Genomic DNA, 19079 nt, shown 5'->3' on the forward strand with positions numbered 1-19079 from the left:
TGCTCCTCGGTGGTTCGTGGTGTGTGGTTCGTGGTGTGTGCTTGGTCGTGCGTGGTTACCGGCTACTGGTTGCCGCAGGCGGAGGTGGTCACGGCCTGGTCCAGCCAGGGCAGGTCGTGACCCATCCGGTCCCGCTTGGTGCGCAGGTACCGCAGATTGTGCTCCCCGGCCTCCACCGGCATGGCCACCCGGTCGTTGACCGTGATGCCGTGCCGTACGAGGGCGGCGGACTTGTCGGGGTTGTTGGTCAGCAGCCGCACGCTCCTGACACCGAGGTCGGCGAGGATCTGCGCGCCGGCGGCGTAGTCGCGGGCGTCGGCCGGAAGGCCGAGCTCCAGGTTGGCGTCCAGGGTGTCGCGGCCGCGCTCCTGCAGCTCGTACGCGCGCAGCTTGGACACCAGTCCGATGCCGCGGCCCTCGTGGCCGCGCAGGTAGACGACGACGCCGCGGCCCTCTTCCTTGATGCGGGCCATGGACGCGTGCAGCTGGGGGCCGCAGTCGCAGCGCAGGGAGTGGAAGATGTCGCCGGTCAGGCACTCGGAGTGGACCCGGACCACGATGTCCGCGCCGTCACCGATCTCGCCGTGGACGAGGGCGACGTGCTCGACTCCGTCGACGGTGGAGCGGTAGCCGTAGGCCGTGAAGTCGCCGTGCGCGGTCGGCAGGGTGACCTCGGCCTCGCGGCGCACGGTCGGCTCGGCGGAGCGGCGGTAGGCGATCAGGTCCTCGATGGAGATGATCGTCAGGCCGTGCTTGCGGGCGAACGGGATCAGCTCGGGAAGACGCAGCATGACGCCGTCCTCGCCGGCGATCTCCACGATCGCGCCGACGGGGCGCAGGCCCGCGAGGCGGGCGAGGTCGACTGCGGCCTCGGTGTGGCCGTTGCGGACCAGGACGCCGCCGGGCTTGGCGCGCAGCGGGAAGACGTGGCCGGGGCGCACGAAGTCCGAGGGCCCGCAGACGCCGTCGGCGAGCATCCGCAGGGTCGTGGAGCGGTCGGCGGCCGAGATGCCGGTGGAGACGCCGTGGGCGGCGCTCGCGTCGACGGAGACGGTGAAGGCGGTCTTCATCGACTCGGTGTTGTTCTGGACCATCTGGGGCAGCTCCAGCCGCTCCAGCTCGGGGCCCTCCATGGGGGCGCAGATCAGGCCGCGGCACTCGCTCATCATGAACGCGACGATCTCGGGGGTGGCCTTCTCGGCGGCGATGACGAGGTCGCCCTCGTTCTCGCGGTCCTCGTCGTCGACGACGACGACCGGGCGGCCGGCCGCGATGTCGCGGATGGCCTGCTCGACGGGGTCGAGCCGGAAGGCGGTGTCGAGGATGGCGTCGATGTCGGGCACGGGCTTGAGGGTGGTCATGCCGTTGCTCCTTCCAGGGCCGTGGCGGGGGTGGTGCGCGAGCGCTGGTACCAGTCGTGGGCGCCCCACAGGACGAGCGCGAAGTAGACGACGTAGACGAGGCCGGAGAAGGCCAGTCCGTTGGTGAAGGCGAGCGGGACGCCGACCAGGTCGACGAGGAGCCAGGCGAGCCAGAACTCGACCAGGCCGCGTGCCTGGGCGACCATCGCGACGATCGTGCCGACGAAGATGTAGGCGTCGGCCCACGGGCTCCACGACAGGTTCGGGAAGAGCGTGAACAGGCCGCCGACGGCGAGGGTGCCGAGGGCCGCCCCGGCGAGGAGCAGTCCGCGCTCGGTCCAGGTGGCGGTACGCACCGCGAGGGTGCCGTCCTGGGCCTGCTGCCGGCCGCGCTGCCAGGCGCGCCAGCCCCATGCGGCCACACCGATGACGAGGAGCTGCTTGCCGACACCGCCGGTGAGGTGGGCGGAGGCGTAGGCGGCTATGAGGATCAGGCCGGAGAGGAGCTGGGCGGGCCAGGTCCATATGGAGCGGCGCCAGCCGAGGGCGAGGGCCGCCAGGCCCATCAGGTTGCCGATCATGTCGGACCAGATGACCTTCTGCCCGAAGACCGTGAAGGCCTCCGCGTTGAGCCAGGTCAGGGCGCTCACCGGTCGCTCTCCTTGCCTTCGTCGGAGGTCGCGGTCAGGGGGTTCACGCCGGCGGCCAGCAGGCGCTCGACGTACTTGGCGAGCACGTCGACCTCAAGGTTGACCGGGTCGCCCGGCTTCTTGATGCCGAGCGTGGTCAGCGCGAGGGTGGTGGGGATGAGGCTGATGGTGAAGTAGTCGGCGGCGGCCTCGACCACGGTGAGGCTGACGCCGTCCACGGTGATGGAGCCCTTCTCCACGACGTACCTCGAAAGGTGCTCCGGGAGCGCGACCTTGACGATCTCCCAGTGCTCGGAGGGCGTGCGGGAGAGGATCTCGCCGGTGCCGTCCACGTGGCCCTGGACCAGGTGTCCGCCGAGACGTCCGCCGAGGGCCATCGGGCGCTCCAGGTTGACCCGGGAGCCCTGGTGGAGGGCGCCGAGGCTGGAGCGGTTGAGGGTCTCCTGCATGACGTCGGCGGTGAACTCGCCGTCTGCGGTCTCGACGACGGTGAGGCAGACGCCGTTGACGGCGATGGAGTCGCCGTGCTTGGCGCCCTCGGTGACGACGGGGCCCCGCAGGCGGAAGCGGGAGGCCTCCGCGAGCTGCTCGACGGCGGTGACCTCGCCCAGTTCTTCGACGATTCCGGTGAACACTCAGTGCTCCTTGGGGGCGGTGGCGGAGACGGCTTCGGGTGCTGCGGTGATGCGGAGATCGGTGCCGACACGGACGGCCTCGGTGATGTCGAGGCGCACCGCGTGGGCGATGTTCGTGATGCCGGCGCCGGCGAGGGCGGCGGGGCCGGCCCCCAGCAGGGCCGGGGCGAGGTAGCCGACGACGCGGTCGACGGCGCCGGCTTCGAGGAAGGCGCCCGCGAGGGTGGGGCCGCCTTCCAGGAAGACGGAGCGCACGCCGCGGGCGTGCAGCTGCGCGAGCAGGTCGTGGACGGCGACGCGGCCGTCGTGCAGGGGCAGCCGGAGCAGCTCGACTCCCGGCAGGTGCCGGGTGTCGGCGTGCTCGCCGACGACGAGCAGGGTGGGCGCCGCGTCGTCGAGGATGCGGGCGGTGGGCAGGAGGGCGGCGCGGGTGTCCAGGGCGACGCGCAGCGGCTGGGTGGCACCCTCGATGCCCCGTACGGCCAGGTGCGGGTCGTCGGCGCGCAGGGTGCCGCCACCCACGAGGACGGCGTCGGCCTCGGCGCGCAGCCGGTGGACGTCGGCGCGGGACTCCGGGCAGGTGATCCAGCGGCTGCTGCCGTCCGCGGCGGCGCTGCGGCCGTCGAGGGTGGCCGCGTACTTCCAGGTCACGTGGGGGCGGCCGAGGCGTACGGAGGTGAGCCAGGCGGTGTTGCCGGCCGCGGCCTCGGCCTCCAGCAGCCCGCCCTCGGCCGTGACCCCGGCGGCGCGGAGGGTGACGGAACCGCCGCTGGCCTGCGGGTTCGGGTCCGCGACGGCGTAGACCACGCGGGTGATGCCGGCCGCGATGAGCGCTTGGGCGCAGGGCCCCGTACGGCCGGTGTGGTTGCAGGGTTCGAGGGTGACGTAGGCGGTGCCGCCCCGGGCCGCCCCGCCTGCCGCGCGCAGGGCGTGGACCTCGGCGTGCGGGCCGCCGGCCCGCTCGTGCCAGCCCTCGCCGACGACGGCGCCCGCGGCGTCGGTGATGACGCAGCCGACGACCGGGTTGGGGCTGGTGGAGCCGAGGCCGCGGGCGGCGAGCTCGACGGCGCGGCGCATGGCCTGCGCGTCGGCGTCGTGCGGTGCGTTCGCGGCGTGGTTCGCCACCGGGTCCTCCTGCCTCGATCGGGCACGGACTCCGGGGCCTGTCGGGATACGACAGATGAAGCGGTACAGCACACGCGGTGACGCCGAGGCCGAAAAAACGGTCCGTCCGGCCGCATCCGCAGGGGATGCGCCGATGAACCGCCGACGGCGGCGTACCGGTGACTGGCCCGCCGCGCACTGCCTCCCATCCGGACTTTCACCGTCGGTCCAGGAATTTCACCTGGTCAACCGGCCGCTGGCTGCGGACGGGTCGCGGACTATACCGCCGGTTCGGAATTACACCGACCCCGGAGTGCGCTGCTTACTGGTACTGCTGCCAGTTTGCCACGGGTGATCGGCGGCCATGCGAGTGAGGGGCTGTGGCCTGGGTCACAGGATGGGGATTCCGCGGGAGTCCGTCACGTATGCCCGAGGTTGGTCCAGACCTATTGACGAGGTGGTCTAGTCCTCTTAACGTTCCCTTCGTCCTCCCCGGGAGACAGCCCGTCAGATGTGCGCACGTCACGGGCCAACACGCACCACTTCTCCGCCTGTTGTGTCCTTTCGTGTCCTGCCGTCCTCCCCTCCCCAGGAGGCTCCATGCTGTCCCCCACACGTACGAGAGCGATGCTCCTGGCATCCGGCGCAGCGATCGCCGGACTGCTGGCGGGCGGCCTCTCGGCGGGCGTCTCCCATGCCGCCGACAACGAAGGCTGTCGCCCGGACGGGCTCTACAGAACGGCCGGCGTCGACGTCCCGTACTGCTCGGTCTACGACTCCGAGGGCCGCGAGAAGATGGGCCCCGACCACCGGCGCCGCGTCATCGGATATTTCACCGGCTGGCGGACCGGCAAGGACGGCACCCCCGCCTACCTCGCCGACAACGTCCCGTGGTCCAAGGTCACCCACCTGAACTACGCCTTCGCCCACGTCGGCGGCGACAACAGGATCTCGGTCGGCGCGGACAACGCGAACAACGCCGCCACCGGGATGACCTGGCCGGGGGTCCCGGGCGCCGAGATGGACCCGGCCCTGCCCTACAAGGGCCACTTCAACCTGTTGAACAAATTCAAGAAGCAGTACCCGAACGTGAAGACGCTGATCTCGGTCGGCGGCTGGGCCGAGACCGGCGGCTACTTCGGCGACGACGGCAACCGCGTCGCCTCCGGCGGCTTCTACTCGATGGCGACCAACGCCGACGGGTCGGTCAACCAGGCCGGCATCGACACCTTCGCGGACTCCTCGGTCGAGTTCATCCGCACGTACGGGTTCAACGGAGTCGACATCGACTACGAGTACCCGACCACCATGAAGGACGCCGGCAACCCGCTGGACTGGCAGCTCTCCAACGCCCGCCGGGCCGGACTGGTCCAGGGCTACGCCGCGCTGATGAAGTCGCTGCGCGAGAAGCTCGACCGCGCCGGCGCCGCCGACGGCAAGCACTACCTGCTCTCCGTCGCCGCCCCCTCCTCCGGCTACCTGCTGCGGGGCATGGAGACGTTCCAGATGCAGAAGTACCTGGACTACGTCAACATCATGTCCTACGACCTGCACGGCGCCTGGAACGAGTACGTCGGGCCGAACGCCTCGCTCTTCGACGACGGCAAGGACGGCGAACTCGCCGCCGCGGGCGTCTACTCCACCTCCCAGTACGGCGGCATCGGCTACCTGAACTCCGACTGGGCCTACCACTACTTCCGCGGCTCCATGCCGGCGGGCCGCATCAACATGGGCCTGCCGTACTACACCCGCGGCTTCAAGAACGTGCAGGGCGGCACGGACGGCCTGTGGGGCAAGGCCCCGGCGACCACCTGCCCGGCCGGCGCGGGTCTGGCCAAGTGCGGCGACGGCGCGGTCGGCATCGACAACCTGTGGCACGACCTGGACACCAACGGGGTCGAGTCCCCGGCGGGCTCCAACCCCATGTGGCACGCCAAGAACCTGGAGAAGGGCGTCGTCGGCGACTACGCCACCAGGTACGGCTTCCCCGCGAACACCACCCTGACCGGCACCTACGCCCGCAAGTACGACTCCGCCCTGGTGGCGCCGTGGCTGTGGAACGCGCAGAAGAAGGTCTTCCTGTCGACGGAGGACGAGCAGTCCGTCGCCGCCAAGGCCGACTACGTGGTGAACAAGGGCATCGGCGGCACGATGGTCTGGGAGCTGGCGGGCGACTACGGGTACAACGCCGCCAAGGGCCAGTACGAGATGGGCGACACGCTCACCTCCCTGATGTACGACAAGTTCAAGGCGGCCTCCCCGTACGGCGCGAAGACGGCGGGCAGCGCGCTGCCGACCCAGGCCGTGGACATCAAGACGGAGTTCACCGAGTTCAAGCTGGGCGACTCCAACTACCCGATCACCCCGAAGCTCAAGATCACCAACAACACGAAGAGCACGCTGCCCGGCGGCACCGAGTTCCGGTTCGACTACGGGACCTCAGCCCCGGCCAACGCCTCCGACCAGTCCGGCTTCGGCACCAAGGTGATCAGCACCGGCCACAGCGGCACCAACGCCGGCGGCCTGAAGGGCGACTTCCAGCGGGTCTCGCTGAAACTCCCGGCGTGGCAGACGCTGGCCCCCGGCGCCTCGGTGGACCTGGCGTTCAACTACTACCTGCCGGTCTCCACGCCCTCCAACTGGACGGTGAACATCTCCGGCACCGCCTACGCCCTCGCCGGCGACCTGGCACGCGGCACGACGCTGGTGGAGCCGGGCGCCACCCAGCCCCCGGCCACCCCGCCCACGACCCCGCCGGCCACTCCCCCGACCACCCCGCCGACCACGCCGCCGGGCGGGACCTGCCCGAACCCGGCGTACGTCGCCGGCACGGTCTACAACAGCGGCAGCGTCGTCTCGCACAAGGGCCACAACTGGAAGGCGCAGTGGTGGACGCAGAACGAAGAGCCCGGCACCACCGGCGACTGGGGCGTCTGGCGGGACCAGGGCGCCTGCTGACACCCCCGGGGGTCCGCGGGTGAAGGAACGCGAGGACCCGGTGGCCCGGCGGCCACCGGGTCCTCGCGCATGCCGCCGCGGGTCCCCTCGTAGGCTGCTGCGGTGATCACACAGGACGCCGCGGCCGCCGCGGACTTCGAAGAGCACCGGCCCCGGATGTTCGGCATCGCCTACCGCATGCTCGGCTCCGCCGCCGAGGCCGAGGACACCGTCCAGGACGCCTGGCTGCGCTGGAACTCCGCCGAGCGCGACGGGATCGAGCACCCCGGGGCCTGGCTCGCCAAGGTCGTCACCCACCTGTGCCTGACCCGCCTCACCTCGGCGCGGGTCCGGCGGGAGGAGTACGTCGGCCCCTGGCTCCCGGAGCCGGTCCTCACCGGGGGCGGAGCGCTCGGCCCGCTGGAGTCGGCCGAGCAGCGGGACAGCGTCTCCGTGGCCCTGCTGGTGCTGCTGGAGCAGCTGACACCGGTGGAGCGGGCGGTGTACGTGCTGCGCGAGGCCTTCGCGTACGGCCACCGGGAGATCGCCGGGCTGCTCGACGTGACCGAGGCCAACTGCCGGCAGATCTACCGGCGGGCCGCGGGGCGGGTCGCGGCGGACCGGGCGGCCGCGCCGCGCCCCCGCTTCGAGCCAGATCCGGCGCAGTGGCAGACCCTGGTGGAGACCTTCCTGACCGCGGCGCGCGACGGCGACGTGGCCCGGCTGGAGAGCATGCTGACCGCCGACGTGCGGTACGTGGCGGACGGCGGCGGGATCGTGGGCGCGGCCCGGCGGCCGATCCTGGGCCGGGACAAGGTGGCGCGGTTCCTGGTGGGCGTGCTGCACAAGTTCGCGAGCGGCCTGCCGGTCTCCTCCGCCGAGGTCAACGGCGAGCCCGCACTGCTCTTCGGCGGGGCGGCGATCCTGCAGGTGGAGTTCGAGAACGGGCTGGTCAGCGGGATGCGGAGCGTCGTGAATCCGCAGAAGCTGGAATTCCTCCAGCGGCAGCTGTCACATTCCTGAGGGCTGTCCGGTCCCAGCTGGTGAACGCACCCCTTCAGGGAAGGAACGGACACCATGGGCACCATCCTCGTCACCGGAGGCACCGGAAACCTCGGCGCGCTGGTCGTCACCCGGCTGCGGGCGGCGGGCCACGACGTGCGGGTCCTCAGCCGGCACGCGCAGGACCACCCGGTCGATCTGCGGGACGGCAGCGGGCTGGACACGGCGATGGCCGGCGCGGAGGTGGTCGTGCACTGCGCGAGCAGCCCGCGCGGCGGCGACGACGTGGCCGCCAGGCACCTGATCGAGGCGGCCCGGCGGGCCGGGACGGTCACGAACATCGTCTACATCTCGATCGTCGGGGTGGATGTGGTCCCGTTCGGCTACTACACGGTGAAGCACAAGGTCGAGCGGATGCTGGAGGAGTCGGGGCTGGGCGTGACGATCCTGCGGACGACGCAGTTCCACGACCTGGTGGCGATGACGGTGGACGCGCTGGCGAAGGTGCCGGTGGTGCCGCTGCCGCTGCCGAAGGGGGTCCGGGTGCAGCCGATCGCCGTGGAGGAGGTCGCCGACCGGATGGCGGAACTCGCCGTACCGGCCCCGGCGGGCCGGGTCGCGGACATGGGCGGCCCGGAGATCCACACGCTGGTGGAGCTGGGCCGGGCGTACCTGGCGGCGACGGGGCGGCGGCGCCGGGTGTTCGCGCTGCCCTTGGCGGGCAAGGCATACGCGGCCTTCCGCCGCGGCGGCAACCTGGCCCCGTCCCACGCGGTCGGCCAGGTCACCTTCGCCGACTTCCTGACGGCTCGCGGCGCAAAGGCCGCGCAGGTCAGGGGCTGAGCCGGGGCCGGGGCCTGCCGGGGATGGCGGCCGCCACGTGGAGTCTTCGGTGCGCTTGCGCGAACCTCATGAGGGACAATCCGATAGATACCGTCACAGATGACCCGCGGCGTGATCCACAGTGAGGGGCGATGATCATTTCGGTGGCGTCCATGCCGGAGGGAACGGTGCGGCGCACGCCGGTGTCGGAGGCCCGTGAGCGTCTTTCGGAAGCCCGCTTCCTCTACGTGGACGCGGAGCTGCCCGAGGAGGCCCCGCCCGGCGAACAGCCGGTCGCCCACGTCCTCGGCCTGGAGGCCGAGGACCTGGAGTGGCTCGGCCGGGAGGGAGAGGCCACCCGCGCCGAGTTCCTCGGCTACGGCAGTGCCGCGTTCGTCATCCCCGCGATCGAGGCGGATCAGGTCATCCACCTCCACGTCGTGGCCACCGAGCGGTACCTGCTCACGGTGCACCGGGGACCGGCCGGGCTGGTGAAGGGCCTCACCGCCCGCTTCCCGCGCGAAAGGCCCCCCGACGCCGTGGCCACGCTGTTCCTGCTGCTGGGCGAGGCCCTGGAGACCTACCGGCGCTCCGCCCTCCAGGCCCTTCTGGAGGTGGAGGACCTGGAGGACGAAATGTTCCGGCAGCGGGCGCCCGAGCAGCTCTACCGCCTGGCGCGGCTGCGCCGGACCGCGGCCCTCCTGCACCACACGTACCTCCCCTACCACCAAGCGGCGGAGGAGGCCATCACGCGCAGAGTGCTGAACCCCAATTTCCCGCAGGAGCGCCAGCGGCTCGCCCGTGAGTACCAGCGCACGTCGAGGCTGGTGCTCATGGACATCGAGGCACTCCAGGAGGCCGCCCGCCGGGGCTTCGTCACCTACTCCTCCCTGGTGTCCGGCGAGCAGAACGGCGTGATCAACCGGCTGGCGATCGTGTCGACGATCTTTCTGCCGCTGAGCTTCCTGACGGGGTTCTTCGGCATGAACTTCGCCTACCTGACGGACGAGATGGAGAGCAAGGCCGTCTTCTGGCTGCTCGCCGTGGGCCTGCAGGTGGTCTTCCTGGCCGGCGCGCTCTACGTACTGCACCGCACCCGCATCTGGCGGAGGCTGCACGACGACAAGGGCTTCGACGACCAATAGGCCGGCCCGGTGCGGCTCAGGGAGCGAAGAGGTCCGACTGGGCGGCTTCGCGGGCGGCCAGGCGGGCGCCCGTGAGGACCGCCTGGTCGCCGAGGGTGGTGGCGCGGACCTCCATCGGCACCGGGGTCAGCACGGACAGCCGGTCGGCGACCGCGGCCGCCAGGCCGGCGCCCCCCGCGCGGCCGAGCCCGCCCGCGAGGACCAGGCACCCCGGGTCCAGGACCGCCGCGACGGCCGCCGCGCCCAGGGCGAGCCGCTGCGCCAGGGCCCCGAGGAAGGCCTCGCCCGCGGCGCCCGCCACCGCGTCCTCCACCGGCCCGGCGTAGCCGTGCTCCCGCGCGAGCGCGGCCACCGCCTCCCGGCCGGCCAGTGCGTGGAACCCGCCCCCGCAGTCCGTGGCGGAGGGCAGCCGGCCCGTGCCCGGCACCGGGAGGAAGCCGATCTCGCCCGCGCCGCCGGAGGCCCCGCGGCGCAGCCGGCCGTCCAGGACCACCGCCGCGCCGACGCCCGCGCCGAGCCACAGCAGCACGAAGGAGTCGAGGTCCTGCGCGGCGCCGACCCGCTGTTCGGCGAGGGCCGCGAGGTTGGTCTCGTTCTCCACGACCACCGTCGCCGGCAGCCGCTGCTGGAGGGCCTCGACCAGTTCCCGGTGCCAGGACGGCAGCCCGGCGGTGCTGCGCAGCTCTCCGCCGGCCGGGGTCACCAGGCCAGGGGCGCCGACCACCACCGTGTGCAGCCGGTCCGCGCCGGCCTCCCGTGCGAGTTCCTCCAGCAGGGCCACGGCCTCGTCGACCGCGTCCACCGGGAGTGCGGCCCGGGCCAGCGGGCGGCCGAGCAGGTCGGCGACCACCGCGGTCGCGCTGTCCGTCCGCACGTCGAGGGCCGCCAGGTACGCGCGGCGGGCGACGATCCCGTACAGCCGGGCATTGGGGCCGCGGCGCTGTTCGCCCGATTCCCCGACGACCTCGATCAGCCCGGCACCGGTCAGCCGCTCGACGAGATCGGCGACCGAGGGACGGGACAGGCCGGTCATCGCCTTGAGCTGCGTGGCGGTCAGCGGGCCCTCCTCCTGCAGGAGTCGCAGGGCGAGCCGGTCGTTGATGGCCCGGGCCGTGCTCGGCGAAGCGGGCGACGGAACAGCGGGGGCAGGGGCCTTGGCAGGAGTCACGGCGCCCATCTTAGGTAGCTCCACGGCATTAACTATCAGGCAGGGTCCCTGATAGTTTAATGCCCATGACCGGGGAAACACTCTTCAGCCCGGCACGTCTTCGCCGTGCCCGCTTCGCGATCGCCGCCGTCTTCTGCGTCCACGGGGCCGTCACCGGCTCCTTCGCCACCCGCATTCCCTGGATCCAGGAGCACGCCGGGCTCGGCGCGGGCACCCTGGGCCTCGCCCTCGCCTTCCCCGCCCTGGGCGCGGCGCTCGCGATGCCGCTGGCCGGCCGGATCAACCACCGCTTCGGGGCCCGCGCCGCGCTGCGCGGGCTGCTGGCGCTGTGGACCCTGTCCCTGATCCTGCCGAGCCTCGCCCCGAACCTGGCCACCCTGTGCCTCGCCCTCCTCGTCTACGGAGCGACCGCCGGGATGTCGGACGTGGCGATGAACGCGCTGGGCGTGGAGACCGAGGACCGGCTCGGCCGCTCGATCATGTCCTCGCTGCACGGCATGTGGAGCGTGGGCGCCCTCCTCGGCTCGGCCGCCGGTACGGTGGCCGCGCACGCCGGGGCCGACGCGCGGCTGCACCACCTCACGGCCGCGCTCTCCCTGACCGCCGCCGGGCTGATCGCCGTACGGGGCGTGCTGGACCTGCGCAGCGACGCGGAGGAGCAGGCCCCGCCGCACTTCGCGCTGCCCCCGAAGTCCACGCTGCTGATCGGTGCGATCGGATTCTGCGCGGTCTTCGCGGAGGGCGCGAGCCTGGACTGGTCCGCGGTCTACCTGCGCGACGTCCTCGACACGGACGCCGGTCTCGCAGCCGCCTCCACCACCGCCTTCGCACTCACCATGGCCGTCGCCCGGCTCGCCGGGGACCGCGCCGTGGACCGGTTCGGGGCGGTGCGCACGGTCCGGGCGGGCGGGGTGCTGGCCACCGCGGGAGGGCTGCTCGTGGTGACGGTCCGCCAGCCGGCCGCGGCGCTGGCGGGCTTCGGACTGATCGGGCTCGGCATCGCGGTGGTGGTCCCGCTGGCCTTCGCGGCCGCCGGACGCAGCGGGCCGGCCCCGGCGCAGGCCATCGCGGGCGTCGCGACGATCACGTACACCTCGGGGCTGATCGCGCCGTCGGCGATCGGCGCGGTGGCGGACGCGACCTCGCTCGTGATGTCCTTCGGGCTGGTCACCCTGCTCGCGTTCGCCCTCGTCGCGGGGGCCGCCGTACTGCGGCAGAAGCCGGTGGCCGCGGGCTCCGCTCCCGCAGACCGGGACGAACCGGCCGGTATCCGCCCGTAATATGCGCCGGCCGCCGGGCGGCCCGGATGGCTGACCGATCGGCTCGACGGAAGTGGTGGACCATGGGCCTCGGCGTGCGCTGGACCCTGCACGGAGACACGCGCTGCGGCACCTGGCGCCCGCGCACCTGAAGACGCAGCAGCCGCTGCCCGGCTCGGGCACCTCGGCGTACGACCCGGGCGACGGACCGGGCGCCCGGGACACGCGTTCCGGAGCCGGGTTCGCCCGAACCGGCGAAGCACACGGCCAAGTTACCCGCATCCGCGCCGCCGGCTGGGAACCTGCCTCCCATGGAAGCGGTGCTCGCGCGGATGCGCGCCCTGGACGAGCGACTCCCCGCACAGGACGGTGTCGCCGTCTTCAACCGGGTGTACCTGACGGTGACGGAGACGCTGTACGCACGCATCTCCCACGGCGAGTTCCCGGCGCCGCGGCGGGCGGAGACGCTGAGCGTGCTGTTCGCGGAGCGGTACCTGAGGGCGGTGGAGGCCGACCGGGCCCCGGCGTGCTGGCGACCGCTGCTCCAGTACCGCCGTCACCCCGGTGTCCGGCCGCTCCAGCACGCGCTGGCCGGGATCAACGCCCACATCGGGCACGACCTCGCGCTGGCGGTGGTGGCCACCTGCCGGGCCCTGGACTGCGAACCGCGGGCCCTGGAAGCGGACTTCGACCAGGTCGGCGACACACTGGTCTCCCTGGAGGAGCACATCCGGGAGGACCTGATGCCGGGCCCGGACCTGCTGGAGGTCGCCGACCCGCTGACGCACCTGCTCGGTTCGTGGAGCCTGGACCGGGCCCGGGACGCCGCCTGGTCGGCGGCCCGCCTGCTGTGGACCCTGCGCTGCTCCCCCGACCTGGCGGAGGAGTTCACGGATTCCCTGGACGCGGGCGTCGGCCTGGTCGGGCGCTGCCTCCTGACCCCCGCCTCCTGAGCCCGGCGTCCTGAGCCCGGCTCCGGCGCGGCGAGCGGGCATAGGGTCGGCGGGTGACCAGCTTCTCCACGCACCGGCGCCGGGTGCACGACACGGCCCGCACCCCGAGGCAGCGGTTCGCCGCGCTGCGCACGTGCATCACGGAGTTCGCCCCGTACGGCTTCCGCGCGACGTACCACCACCTGTGCCGCAGCGCGGGGATCCCCCCGGACCTGGAGCGGGACCCGCAGTCGCTGGTACGGGCGGTGGAGGAGCTGTACGGTGCCCGCCGGGTGTGGCTCGCCGAGTTCCTGCCCTGGCAGGAACTCCGCCGGGCCCAGAAGGCCGCCGGTGTCCGCGTGCCCGTCCCGCCGGAGCCGTGGCGGCTCCTGTACTGCCCCGACCCGGAGTCCCACCCGGACCTGCCGCTGCCGGCCGCGGCGGCGCTCATCGCACGGTCGGCCGGTCCGTGGCCCCCGCAGGCCTGTCCCGTCTGTGCCGAGGACCGGGGCACCACCCGGTGGCGTACCGGACACTCCGTCGAGCGCCTCTGCGCCGGGTGCGGCGTCGGCCTCGGTTCCCGGCCCACGGGGCGGGAGGACGCCGTGCTGGCCGCCCGTGCGGAGCGGTGGAAGCTGGTCTGGCGGCGCCGGGCATGAGAACGGGCCGCCGCCGCGCTGTGTACGCGGGGGCGGCCCGTGGTCACGGGGCCGGAGGGACCGGGGTGGTGGCGCCTGCGGCGGATGCCGGGGGAGGTCAGTCCTCCGGCAGTTCGACCGGGGCGATCTCGTCGTAGACGTCGCCCGGGCCGGGGTTGGTGGAGTCCGTGGAGCCGCCGAGGTGGTGCATGACGCCCCAGACGGCGTTCAGCGCCGTCTGGACCGCGCCCTCGGCCCAGCCCGCCGTCCAGGAGATGTCGTCGCCGGCGAGGAAGATGCCGCGCTTGTCCTGGGGGAGGCGGTCCTGCATGAAGTGGGTGAACAGGCGCCGCTGGTAGCGGTAGTGGCCCGGCAGGTTGGCCTTGAACGCGCCCATGAAGTAGGGCTCGTTCTCCCACGACACGGTCACCGGGTTACCGATGATGTGGCGGCGGATGTCGACCTTCGGGTAGATCTCGCCGAGGGACTTCAGCATGACCTCCATCCGCTCGTTCGCGGACAGCGGCAGCCACTTCAGGCTGTCGTCGCACCAGGTGTACGAGAGGCAGATGACGGCCGGCTGGTCCGGGCCGTTGTCGAGGAGGTAGGTGCCGCGGGTCATGCGGTCCGTGAGGGTCATCGACATGACGTCGCGGCCCGTCGGGTTCCCGGCGTCGTCGACGGCCTTGTCCAGCCAGAACGGCCGGTCCACCGGGATGAAGAGCTTCGAGCTCTCCATGTAGTGGGTGCGCTCCATCGCCGTCCAGTGGTCGATCGGGAACAGCGAGTCGTCGCACTCGATCTTGGACAGCAGCATCCAGGACTGCGCGGTGAAGATCGCCGCGCGGTACGTGCGGATGTCGCCGGAGGAGTCGGTGACCGTGATGCGGTTGCCGGCCGTGCGGTGCAGGCGGGTCACCGCCGGGCGCGGGGTGCCCTCGTGCAGGGAGGACAGCGAGGTGCCCTGGGCCCAGTGGACGATCTTCTCGGGCTCGCGCTCCCACAGGCGCACCGGCAGCTGCTGCGAGCCGCCGACGATGCCGCGGTGGTGGTCGTCCGCCTCGGTGTAGACGACGCGCAGGATCTCCAGGATGGAGTTCGGGAAGTCGGTGTCCCAGCCGCCGGTGCCGAAGCCGACCTGGCCGAAGATCTCCCGCTTGCGGAAGGACTGGAAGGCCTCGGACTTGCAGAGGAACCCGTAGAAGGTCTCGTCGTCGAGCTTCTCGACGAGCTTCGCCCAGATCTCGCGGATGCGCGGGACGTCCCGCTCGCGCATCGCCTGGTTCATGTCGGAGAAGTCGGCGCCCTCGTCGAGGCACGCGTTCCACGCGTCGGCGACGTCGCGGTAGATCTGCGGGAGGTCCGCGATGGTCTCGGCGTAGTGCGTCTCGCCCTTGAGGTCGACGACCGTGGAGGGGGTGGACTCGGCGAGCGGGTTCGGGAACGGCTCGGTGACCAGACCCACCAGGTCGATGTAGTGCTGGAGGGCGGTCGAGGACGGCGGGAAGCGCATCGCGCCCATCTCCGCGGTCAGTCCCTCGGTGCCGGCGCCCTCGAAGCCCACCGTGCGCAGCCGGCCGCCGATCTGGTCCGCCTCGTAGACGACGGGCTTGAGGCCCATCTTCATCAGCTCGTACGCGGAGATGATGCCGGAGAGACCGCCGCCGATGACGGCGACCTCGGTGCCGTGCTCGGTCGCCGGTATCTGGCCCAGGCCCGCCGGGTGGGCGAGGAAGTCGTCGTACGCGTACGGGAAGTCCGGGCCGAACATGGTGATCGGCGGCTGTCCGTCGCTGTGCGGGACGGCGGTGGTGGGCACCGTTGACGTCATGGGGTACGGCTCCTTGCGGGGGTGGGGCAGGGGGGAGGGCGCCGGCGGGTTCGGCTCGGACTCAGACGAGGGAGGCGTAGAGCCCGGGGCGGCGGTCGCGCAGGTACGGGTTGGTCTCGCGCGACGCGCTCAGCAGCTCGGGATCGGCCTCGCCGATCACCAGCTCCTCGCCGCGGCCGGCCCGGGTCCGGGTGACCCCGTCGGGGCTCGCCAGGCAGCTGAGTCCGACGAACTCGAACTCGCCTTCCGGGCCGGTGCGGTTGACGTACGCGATGTACATCTGGTTCTCGAAGGCCCGTACGGGGACGAGCTGTTCGGCGACGAACTGGAACGGGTGCATCTGCGCCGTCGGCACCAGGAGGAGGTCGGTGCCGGCCAGTGCGTGGGCCCGGACGTTCTCCGGGAACTCCACGTCGTAGCAGATCATGATGCCGATGCGGAGGCCGTTCAGGTCCGCCTGGACGACGGGGGTGTCGCCGGGGGTGAAGGCCTCCTGCTCGAAGCAGCCGAACAGGTGCGTCTTGCGGTAGTTGGCCAGCCGCGTCCCGTCCGCGGCGATGAGCTGGGCCGCGTTGTAGACCGTGTCGCCCTCGCGCTCCGGGTAGCCGTACAGGACGGCGACCCCGTGGCGGCGGGCGATCTCGCCGATGGCGCGGGCCGACATGCCGTCGGCGGCCTCCGCGAGGGCGGCGATGTCCCGGACCTCCAGCGCGTAGCCGGTCAGGAACATCTCCGAGGTCACGAGGAGCCCGGCACCCGCCTGTGCGGCACGCTCCGCGGCCTCGTCGAGCGCCTTCAGGTTCTCGGCGGTGTCGCCGAGCCGTCCGGAGCTCTGGAGGAGTGCGGTGCGCAGCGGGGGCATGGGCGTACCTCTGTGACAGGAGGGGTGGGGTTCCCCTTGAAGGTACGTTCGCGCGTTCAACCCGGACAAGCCGTGACCGTTGCGCTCCGCTCATCGATTCGTTGCGCGTTTCCCGCCATGGGCGGAGATTCGTTGCGCGGGGTCCGTCGATTCCCCTGTGGCCGGAGGTTACGTGTCGGCGCGGAAGGCCGGGTGGGCGCGCAGTCGTCGCAGGTCATCGAGGATATCGCCCGTGTGGTTGCCGATGATGCGGCCGCTCCAGGTGTCGCACAGGGCGGGGACGGCCAGCGTGCCGTCGTAGTGGTGTCCGGTGGCTTCGTAGGCCAGCCGCAGTGCGGTGTACGAGGCGGGCGTACCGAGCAGTGTGGTGGCCACCGTGTCCTCCAGGCCCAGCTCGGCGAGGGCGGCCGAGACGCGCAGGGAGCGCGGACAGGCGGCGGAGAGGTAGAGGCGGTAGCGGTGCGGCACGGGGGAGAAGCCGGCGCCGATGCGGCCGCGCAGGACGGGGGCCGGACCGGTACGGGGCGGGACCATGTGAAGCATGACTCTCCTGGAGCGGGCGCGAGGGCGTGGCGGACGTCCCGGCGGCGTGGCGCGCGCCGGGTCACGGGGGCCGTGCGGGCTGGCGTACGCGGCGCGGGCGGCGCACACGGCGGCGCGTGGGCGGCGTGGCGCGGCGGAAGCGGCCCGGCACGGCCCTGGGGGCGGTGCGAGCCGTGCGCGGCGTACGGGAGGGTCAGGCGTCCGGACGGAATGCGCTGCAGACGCGCAGGAGGTCGATGTGCAGGCGCCGGGTCAGCCACCAGCGGCGGAGGATGCGTGCCTCCGCGACCGCCGTCCTGGCCATCTCCACCGGCTCCGTCCCGCCCCTGGGGCATAAATGCGCCCGCGACGGACGCTGACTCTCGTGACCGTCGTCACCAGCAGTCTCGTGGCGGTGCGCGGGGCCGTCAAGAAGGTGGTGGACGGTCCTGCGGCCGCTCCCGAGGGAAGGAGTTCCCCACCCCATGTCGTCCGACACCGACACGGCCGCTCCGGTCCACGCATTCGACGTGCTCGACAATCCGGTCTGGGCCGCTCTGAGCGGTACGAGCCGCGCCTTCGCCGAGACCGGGCCCGCGGGCCTGGCCGCCCGGTACGTTGCCGAGGCCTCGCCGTTCGCCGCGCTCGCGGACCCGGACGACCCGCGCGCATGGGCGGATCTGGCCGCGCTGGCCGGTCCGGGCGCCACCGTCTGGGTCACGGGGCTGCCGACCCCGCCCGCGGGGTGGACGACGGAGGCCTCGATACCGGGCGTGCAACTGGACGGAGGGGCGGTACGGGCCGATGCCGCGCCCGAAGCGGTCCTGCTGGGGCCTGCCGACGTACCGGAGATGCGGGAGCTGGTCGACCTCACGAAGCCGGGGCCGTTCCTGCCGCGCACCGTCGAGCTGGGCACGTACCTCGGGATCCGGCACGAGGGCCGGCTCGTCGCGATGGCGGGGGAACGGATGCGGCCGCCGGGCTGGTCGGAGATCAGCGCGGTGTGCACGCACCCGGAGCACCGGGGCAAGGGGCTCGCGGGCCGGCTGATCCGGGCGGTGGCCGCGGGGATCCGGGAGCGCGGCGAGCGCCCGTTCCTGCACGCGGCGGCGGACAACACCGGGGCCGTCGCGCTCTACGAGTCGATGGGGTTCACGCTGCGGCGCCGGCCGTTCTTCATCGGGGTGCGCACCCCGGGCGACCCGGTCTGACGGAGGGCGGCGGCGCGCAGCCGGGGCGGCGGCAGGTTTCACGGGGCGCTGAGCGGTCAGACGCGAGGGCATCCCCCGAAAGGAACCCGAAAGGATCTGCCATGACCGACGTCTCCCGGCTGCCCGGCGCCGCGCACCACCACTGGCAGTGGCAGCTGCGGGCGGCCTGCCGGAACCTGGGCCCCGGCCGCTTCTACCATCCGGCCGGTGAGCGGGGCGAGCAGCGGGAGTACCGCGACGAGGCCGCCAAGCGGATCTGTGCGGTGTGCCCGGTGCGCGCCGCGTGCCTGGAGCACGCGCTGCGGACCCGTGAGCCGTTCGGCGTGTGGGGCGGGCTGACCGAAGAGGAACGCCGGGCCCTGTGGGGCCCGGCGCACGCCGCTGCGGCCCGCTCGACGGCGTAGACCGCCCGCGCCCGGACCCCGCGCCCGGCCCGGCGTGCACGTCCGGCCGGGCCCTGCCCGGCGTGCGCGTCCGCGCAGACGCGGCTGCGCCCCGGCACGGGTGTGCCGGGGCGCAGGGCTGTCCGAGGCGGGCGCGGTTACGCCGGCGCGCCCGAGGTGAAGCGGCGCAGCAGCGGGGAGAGTACGAGCACCGACTTGGTGCGCTCCACGAAGGGCTCGCCCGCGATGCGCTCCAGCACCCGCTCGAAGTGCCGCATGTCGGAGGCGAAGATCTGGACGAGGGCGTCCGCGTCGCCGGTGACGGTCGACGCGGACACCACCTCGGGGTACCGCTCCAGCCCTCGCCGGATGTCGTCCGGCGAGGTGTTGTGGCGACAGTAGATCTCGATGAAGCCCTCGGTCTCCCAGCCCATGGCGGCGGGGTCGACGCGGACGGTGAAGCCGGTGATGGCCCCTTCGGCCCGCAGCCGGTCCACGCGCCGCTTCACGGCGGGGGCCGAGAGTCCGACCTCGGAGCCGATGTCCGCGTAGGAGCGGCGGGCGTCCTCGGCGAGGGCGTGCACGATGCGTTCGTCGAGATCGTTCAGTCGCACTGC

19 protein-coding genes and 1 riboswitch are annotated in these 19079 nt (G+C 72.7%); of the genes, 9 read left to right on the top strand and 10 right to left on the bottom strand.

Features of this window, described 5'->3' with window-relative positions; all coding sequences use genetic code 11:
* Window positions 1-62 precede the first annotated feature (62 nt).
* Genes ABTY04_RS24425 through ribD form a run of 4 tightly spaced genes read right to left on the bottom strand, consistent with a single transcriptional unit; the run spans window position 63 to window position 3723 of the window.
* Complete coding sequence (locus ABTY04_RS24425; protein WP_352215507.1) at window positions 63-1361, bottom strand: bifunctional 3,4-dihydroxy-2-butanone-4-phosphate synthase/GTP cyclohydrolase II; 1299 nt, start codon at window positions 1359-1361, stop codon at window positions 63-65.
* Window positions 1358-2011 carry a nicotinamide mononucleotide transporter family protein gene (locus tag ABTY04_RS24430; RefSeq protein ID WP_352215508.1) on the bottom strand — a complete coding sequence of 218 codons (654 nt, stop codon included), beginning with the start codon at window positions 2009-2011 and terminating at the stop codon, window positions 1358-1360. Before ABTY04_RS24430 ends, ABTY04_RS24425 begins: the two co-directional genes overlap by 4 nt.
* Window positions 2008-2646 (bottom strand): riboflavin synthase, encoded by a 639-nt coding sequence (locus ABTY04_RS24435; RefSeq protein WP_352215509.1) that lies wholly within the window; start codon window positions 2644-2646, stop codon window positions 2008-2010. The genes ABTY04_RS24430 and ABTY04_RS24435 overlap by 4 nt, the downstream gene beginning before the upstream one ends.
* Window positions 2647-3723 (bottom strand): bifunctional diaminohydroxyphosphoribosylaminopyrimidine deaminase/5-amino-6-(5-phosphoribosylamino)uracil reductase RibD, encoded by a 1077-nt coding sequence (gene ribD, locus ABTY04_RS24440; protein WP_352215568.1) that lies wholly within the window; start codon window positions 3721-3723, stop codon window positions 2647-2649.
* 218 nt (window positions 3724-3941) lie between these two features.
* Window positions 3942-4071: riboswitch (FMN riboswitch) on the bottom strand.
* Window positions 4072-4350: 279 nt separating this feature from the next.
* Here ribD and ABTY04_RS24445 point away from each other — a divergent pair.
* The 4 genes from ABTY04_RS24445 (at window position 4351) to ABTY04_RS24460 (ending at window position 9656) form a co-directional block, all read left to right on the top strand.
* A complete protein-coding gene (locus tag ABTY04_RS24445; RefSeq protein WP_352215510.1) occupies window positions 4351-6708 on the top strand; it encodes a chitinase C-terminal domain-containing protein in 2358 nt (785 codons plus the stop codon).
* Between the two features lie 102 nt (window positions 6709-6810).
* Entirely contained in the window at window positions 6811-7710 is a 900-nt protein-coding gene (locus ABTY04_RS24450; RefSeq protein ID WP_352215511.1) for an RNA polymerase sigma-70 factor, read from the top strand.
* Window positions 7711-7764: 54 nt separating this feature from the next.
* Entirely contained in the window at window positions 7765-8532 is a 768-nt protein-coding gene (locus tag ABTY04_RS24455) for an SDR family oxidoreductase (protein ID WP_352215512.1), read from the top strand.
* A gap of 131 nt (window positions 8533-8663) precedes the next feature.
* Window positions 8664-9656, top strand: coding sequence for a magnesium transporter CorA family protein (locus ABTY04_RS24460; protein ID WP_352215513.1), 993 nt, complete (start codon window positions 8664-8666; stop codon window positions 9654-9656).
* A gap of 16 nt (window positions 9657-9672) precedes the next feature.
* On the opposite strand, the gene ABTY04_RS24465 is transcribed toward ABTY04_RS24460, so the two are convergent.
* Window positions 9673-10833 (bottom strand): ROK family transcriptional regulator, encoded by a 1161-nt coding sequence (locus tag ABTY04_RS24465; RefSeq protein WP_352215569.1) that lies wholly within the window; start codon window positions 10831-10833, stop codon window positions 9673-9675.
* 56 nt (window positions 10834-10889) lie between these two features.
* Between ABTY04_RS24465 and ABTY04_RS24470 the strand changes: the two genes are divergently transcribed.
* From ABTY04_RS24470 to ABTY04_RS24480, 3 genes are all read left to right on the top strand, one after another.
* Window positions 10890-12104 carry an MFS transporter gene (locus ABTY04_RS24470; RefSeq protein ID WP_352215514.1) on the top strand — a complete coding sequence of 405 codons (1215 nt, stop codon included), beginning with the start codon at window positions 10890-10892 and terminating at the stop codon, window positions 12102-12104.
* 290 nt (window positions 12105-12394) lie between these two features.
* Entirely contained in the window at window positions 12395-13036 is a 642-nt protein-coding gene (locus ABTY04_RS24475) for a DUF5995 family protein (protein ID WP_352215515.1), read from the top strand.
* Between the two features lie 53 nt (window positions 13037-13089).
* The gene (locus ABTY04_RS24480; protein WP_352215516.1) at window positions 13090-13674 is read left to right on the top strand and encodes a hypothetical protein; all 585 of its coding nucleotides are present in this window, start codon (window positions 13090-13092) and stop codon (window positions 13672-13674) included.
* Window positions 13675-13771: 97 nt separating this feature from the next.
* On the opposite strand, the gene ABTY04_RS24485 is transcribed toward ABTY04_RS24480, so the two are convergent.
* The 4 genes from ABTY04_RS24485 to ABTY04_RS41195 all read right to left on the bottom strand — a co-directional run bounded on the left by ABTY04_RS24485 (window position 13772) and on the right by ABTY04_RS41195 (window position 17193).
* Window positions 13772-15484 carry a flavin monoamine oxidase family protein gene (locus tag ABTY04_RS24485; RefSeq protein WP_352215517.1) on the bottom strand — a complete coding sequence of 571 codons (1713 nt, stop codon included), beginning with the start codon at window positions 15482-15484 and terminating at the stop codon, window positions 13772-13774.
* A gap of 61 nt (window positions 15485-15545) precedes the next feature.
* Window positions 15546-16346, bottom strand: a complete 801-nt coding sequence (locus ABTY04_RS24490; protein WP_352215518.1) for a carbon-nitrogen hydrolase family protein — start codon at window positions 16344-16346, stop codon at window positions 15546-15548.
* A gap of 168 nt (window positions 16347-16514) precedes the next feature.
* The gene (locus ABTY04_RS24495) at window positions 16515-16889 is read right to left on the bottom strand and encodes a glutathione S-transferase family protein (protein WP_352215519.1); all 375 of its coding nucleotides are present in this window, start codon (window positions 16887-16889) and stop codon (window positions 16515-16517) included.
* Window positions 16890-17082: 193 nt separating this feature from the next.
* Window positions 17083-17193: a putative leader peptide gene (locus tag ABTY04_RS41195; protein ID WP_502996710.1), complete on the bottom strand. Its 111-nt coding sequence runs from the start codon at window positions 17191-17193 to the stop codon at window positions 17083-17085.
* 160 nt (window positions 17194-17353) lie between these two features.
* On the opposite strand from ABTY04_RS41195, the gene ABTY04_RS24500 reads away from it, so the two are divergent.
* Window positions 17354-18079, top strand: coding sequence for a GNAT family N-acetyltransferase (locus ABTY04_RS24500; RefSeq protein ID WP_352215520.1), 726 nt, complete (start codon window positions 17354-17356; stop codon window positions 18077-18079).
* 101 nt (window positions 18080-18180) lie between these two features.
* Complete coding sequence (locus ABTY04_RS24505) at window positions 18181-18483, top strand: WhiB family transcriptional regulator (protein WP_352215521.1); 303 nt, start codon at window positions 18181-18183, stop codon at window positions 18481-18483.
* Window positions 18484-18620: 137 nt separating this feature from the next.
* Here the strand turns inward: ABTY04_RS24505 and ABTY04_RS24510 are convergent, their stop codons facing one another.
* A complete protein-coding gene (locus ABTY04_RS24510) occupies window positions 18621-19076 on the bottom strand; it encodes an Lrp/AsnC family transcriptional regulator (protein WP_030027017.1) in 456 nt (151 codons plus the stop codon).
* Window positions 19077-19079: the final 3 nt, after the last annotated feature.

The sequence above is a fragment of the Streptomyces sp. NPDC097981 genome, from assembly GCF_040302565.1.
Classification (GTDB): domain Bacteria; phylum Actinomycetota; class Actinomycetes; order Streptomycetales; family Streptomycetaceae; genus Streptomyces.

Coding starts and splice junctions, on each gene's coding strand:
- ABTY04_RS24425 (WP_352215507.1), bottom strand. CDS start 1,361: ATGACCACCCTCAAGCCCGTGCCCGACATCGACGCCATCCTCGACACC.
- ribD (WP_352215568.1), bottom strand. CDS start 3,723: ATGCGCCGCGCCGTCGAGCTCGCCGCCCGCGGCCTCGGCTCCACCAGC.
- ABTY04_RS24445 (WP_352215510.1), top strand. CDS start 4,351: ATGCTGTCCCCCACACGTACGAGAGCGATGCTCCTGGCATCCGGCGCA.
- ABTY04_RS24455 (WP_352215512.1), top strand. CDS start 7,765: ATGGGCACCATCCTCGTCACCGGAGGCACCGGAAACCTCGGCGCGCTG.
- ABTY04_RS24460 (WP_352215513.1), top strand. CDS start 8,664: ATGATCATTTCGGTGGCGTCCATGCCGGAGGGAACGGTGCGGCGCACG.
- ABTY04_RS24465 (WP_352215569.1), bottom strand. CDS start 10,833: ATGGGCGCCGTGACTCCTGCCAAGGCCCCTGCCCCCGCTGTTCCGTCG.
- ABTY04_RS24470 (WP_352215514.1), top strand. CDS start 10,890: ATGACCGGGGAAACACTCTTCAGCCCGGCACGTCTTCGCCGTGCCCGC.
- ABTY04_RS24475 (WP_352215515.1), top strand. CDS start 12,395: ATGGAAGCGGTGCTCGCGCGGATGCGCGCCCTGGACGAGCGACTCCCC.
- ABTY04_RS24485 (WP_352215517.1), bottom strand. CDS start 15,484: ATGACGTCAACGGTGCCCACCACCGCCGTCCCGCACAGCGACGGACAG.
- ABTY04_RS24490 (WP_352215518.1), bottom strand. CDS start 16,346: ATGCCCCCGCTGCGCACCGCACTCCTCCAGAGCTCCGGACGGCTCGGC.
- ABTY04_RS24495 (WP_352215519.1), bottom strand. CDS start 16,889: ATGCTTCACATGGTCCCGCCCCGTACCGGTCCGGCCCCCGTCCTGCGC.
- ABTY04_RS41195 (WP_502996710.1), bottom strand. CDS start 17,193: ATGGCCAGGACGGCGGTCGCGGAGGCACGCATCCTCCGCCGCTGGTGG.
- ABTY04_RS24500 (WP_352215520.1), top strand. CDS start 17,354: ATGTCGTCCGACACCGACACGGCCGCTCCGGTCCACGCATTCGACGTG.
- ABTY04_RS24505 (WP_352215521.1), top strand. CDS start 18,181: ATGACCGACGTCTCCCGGCTGCCCGGCGCCGCGCACCACCACTGGCAG.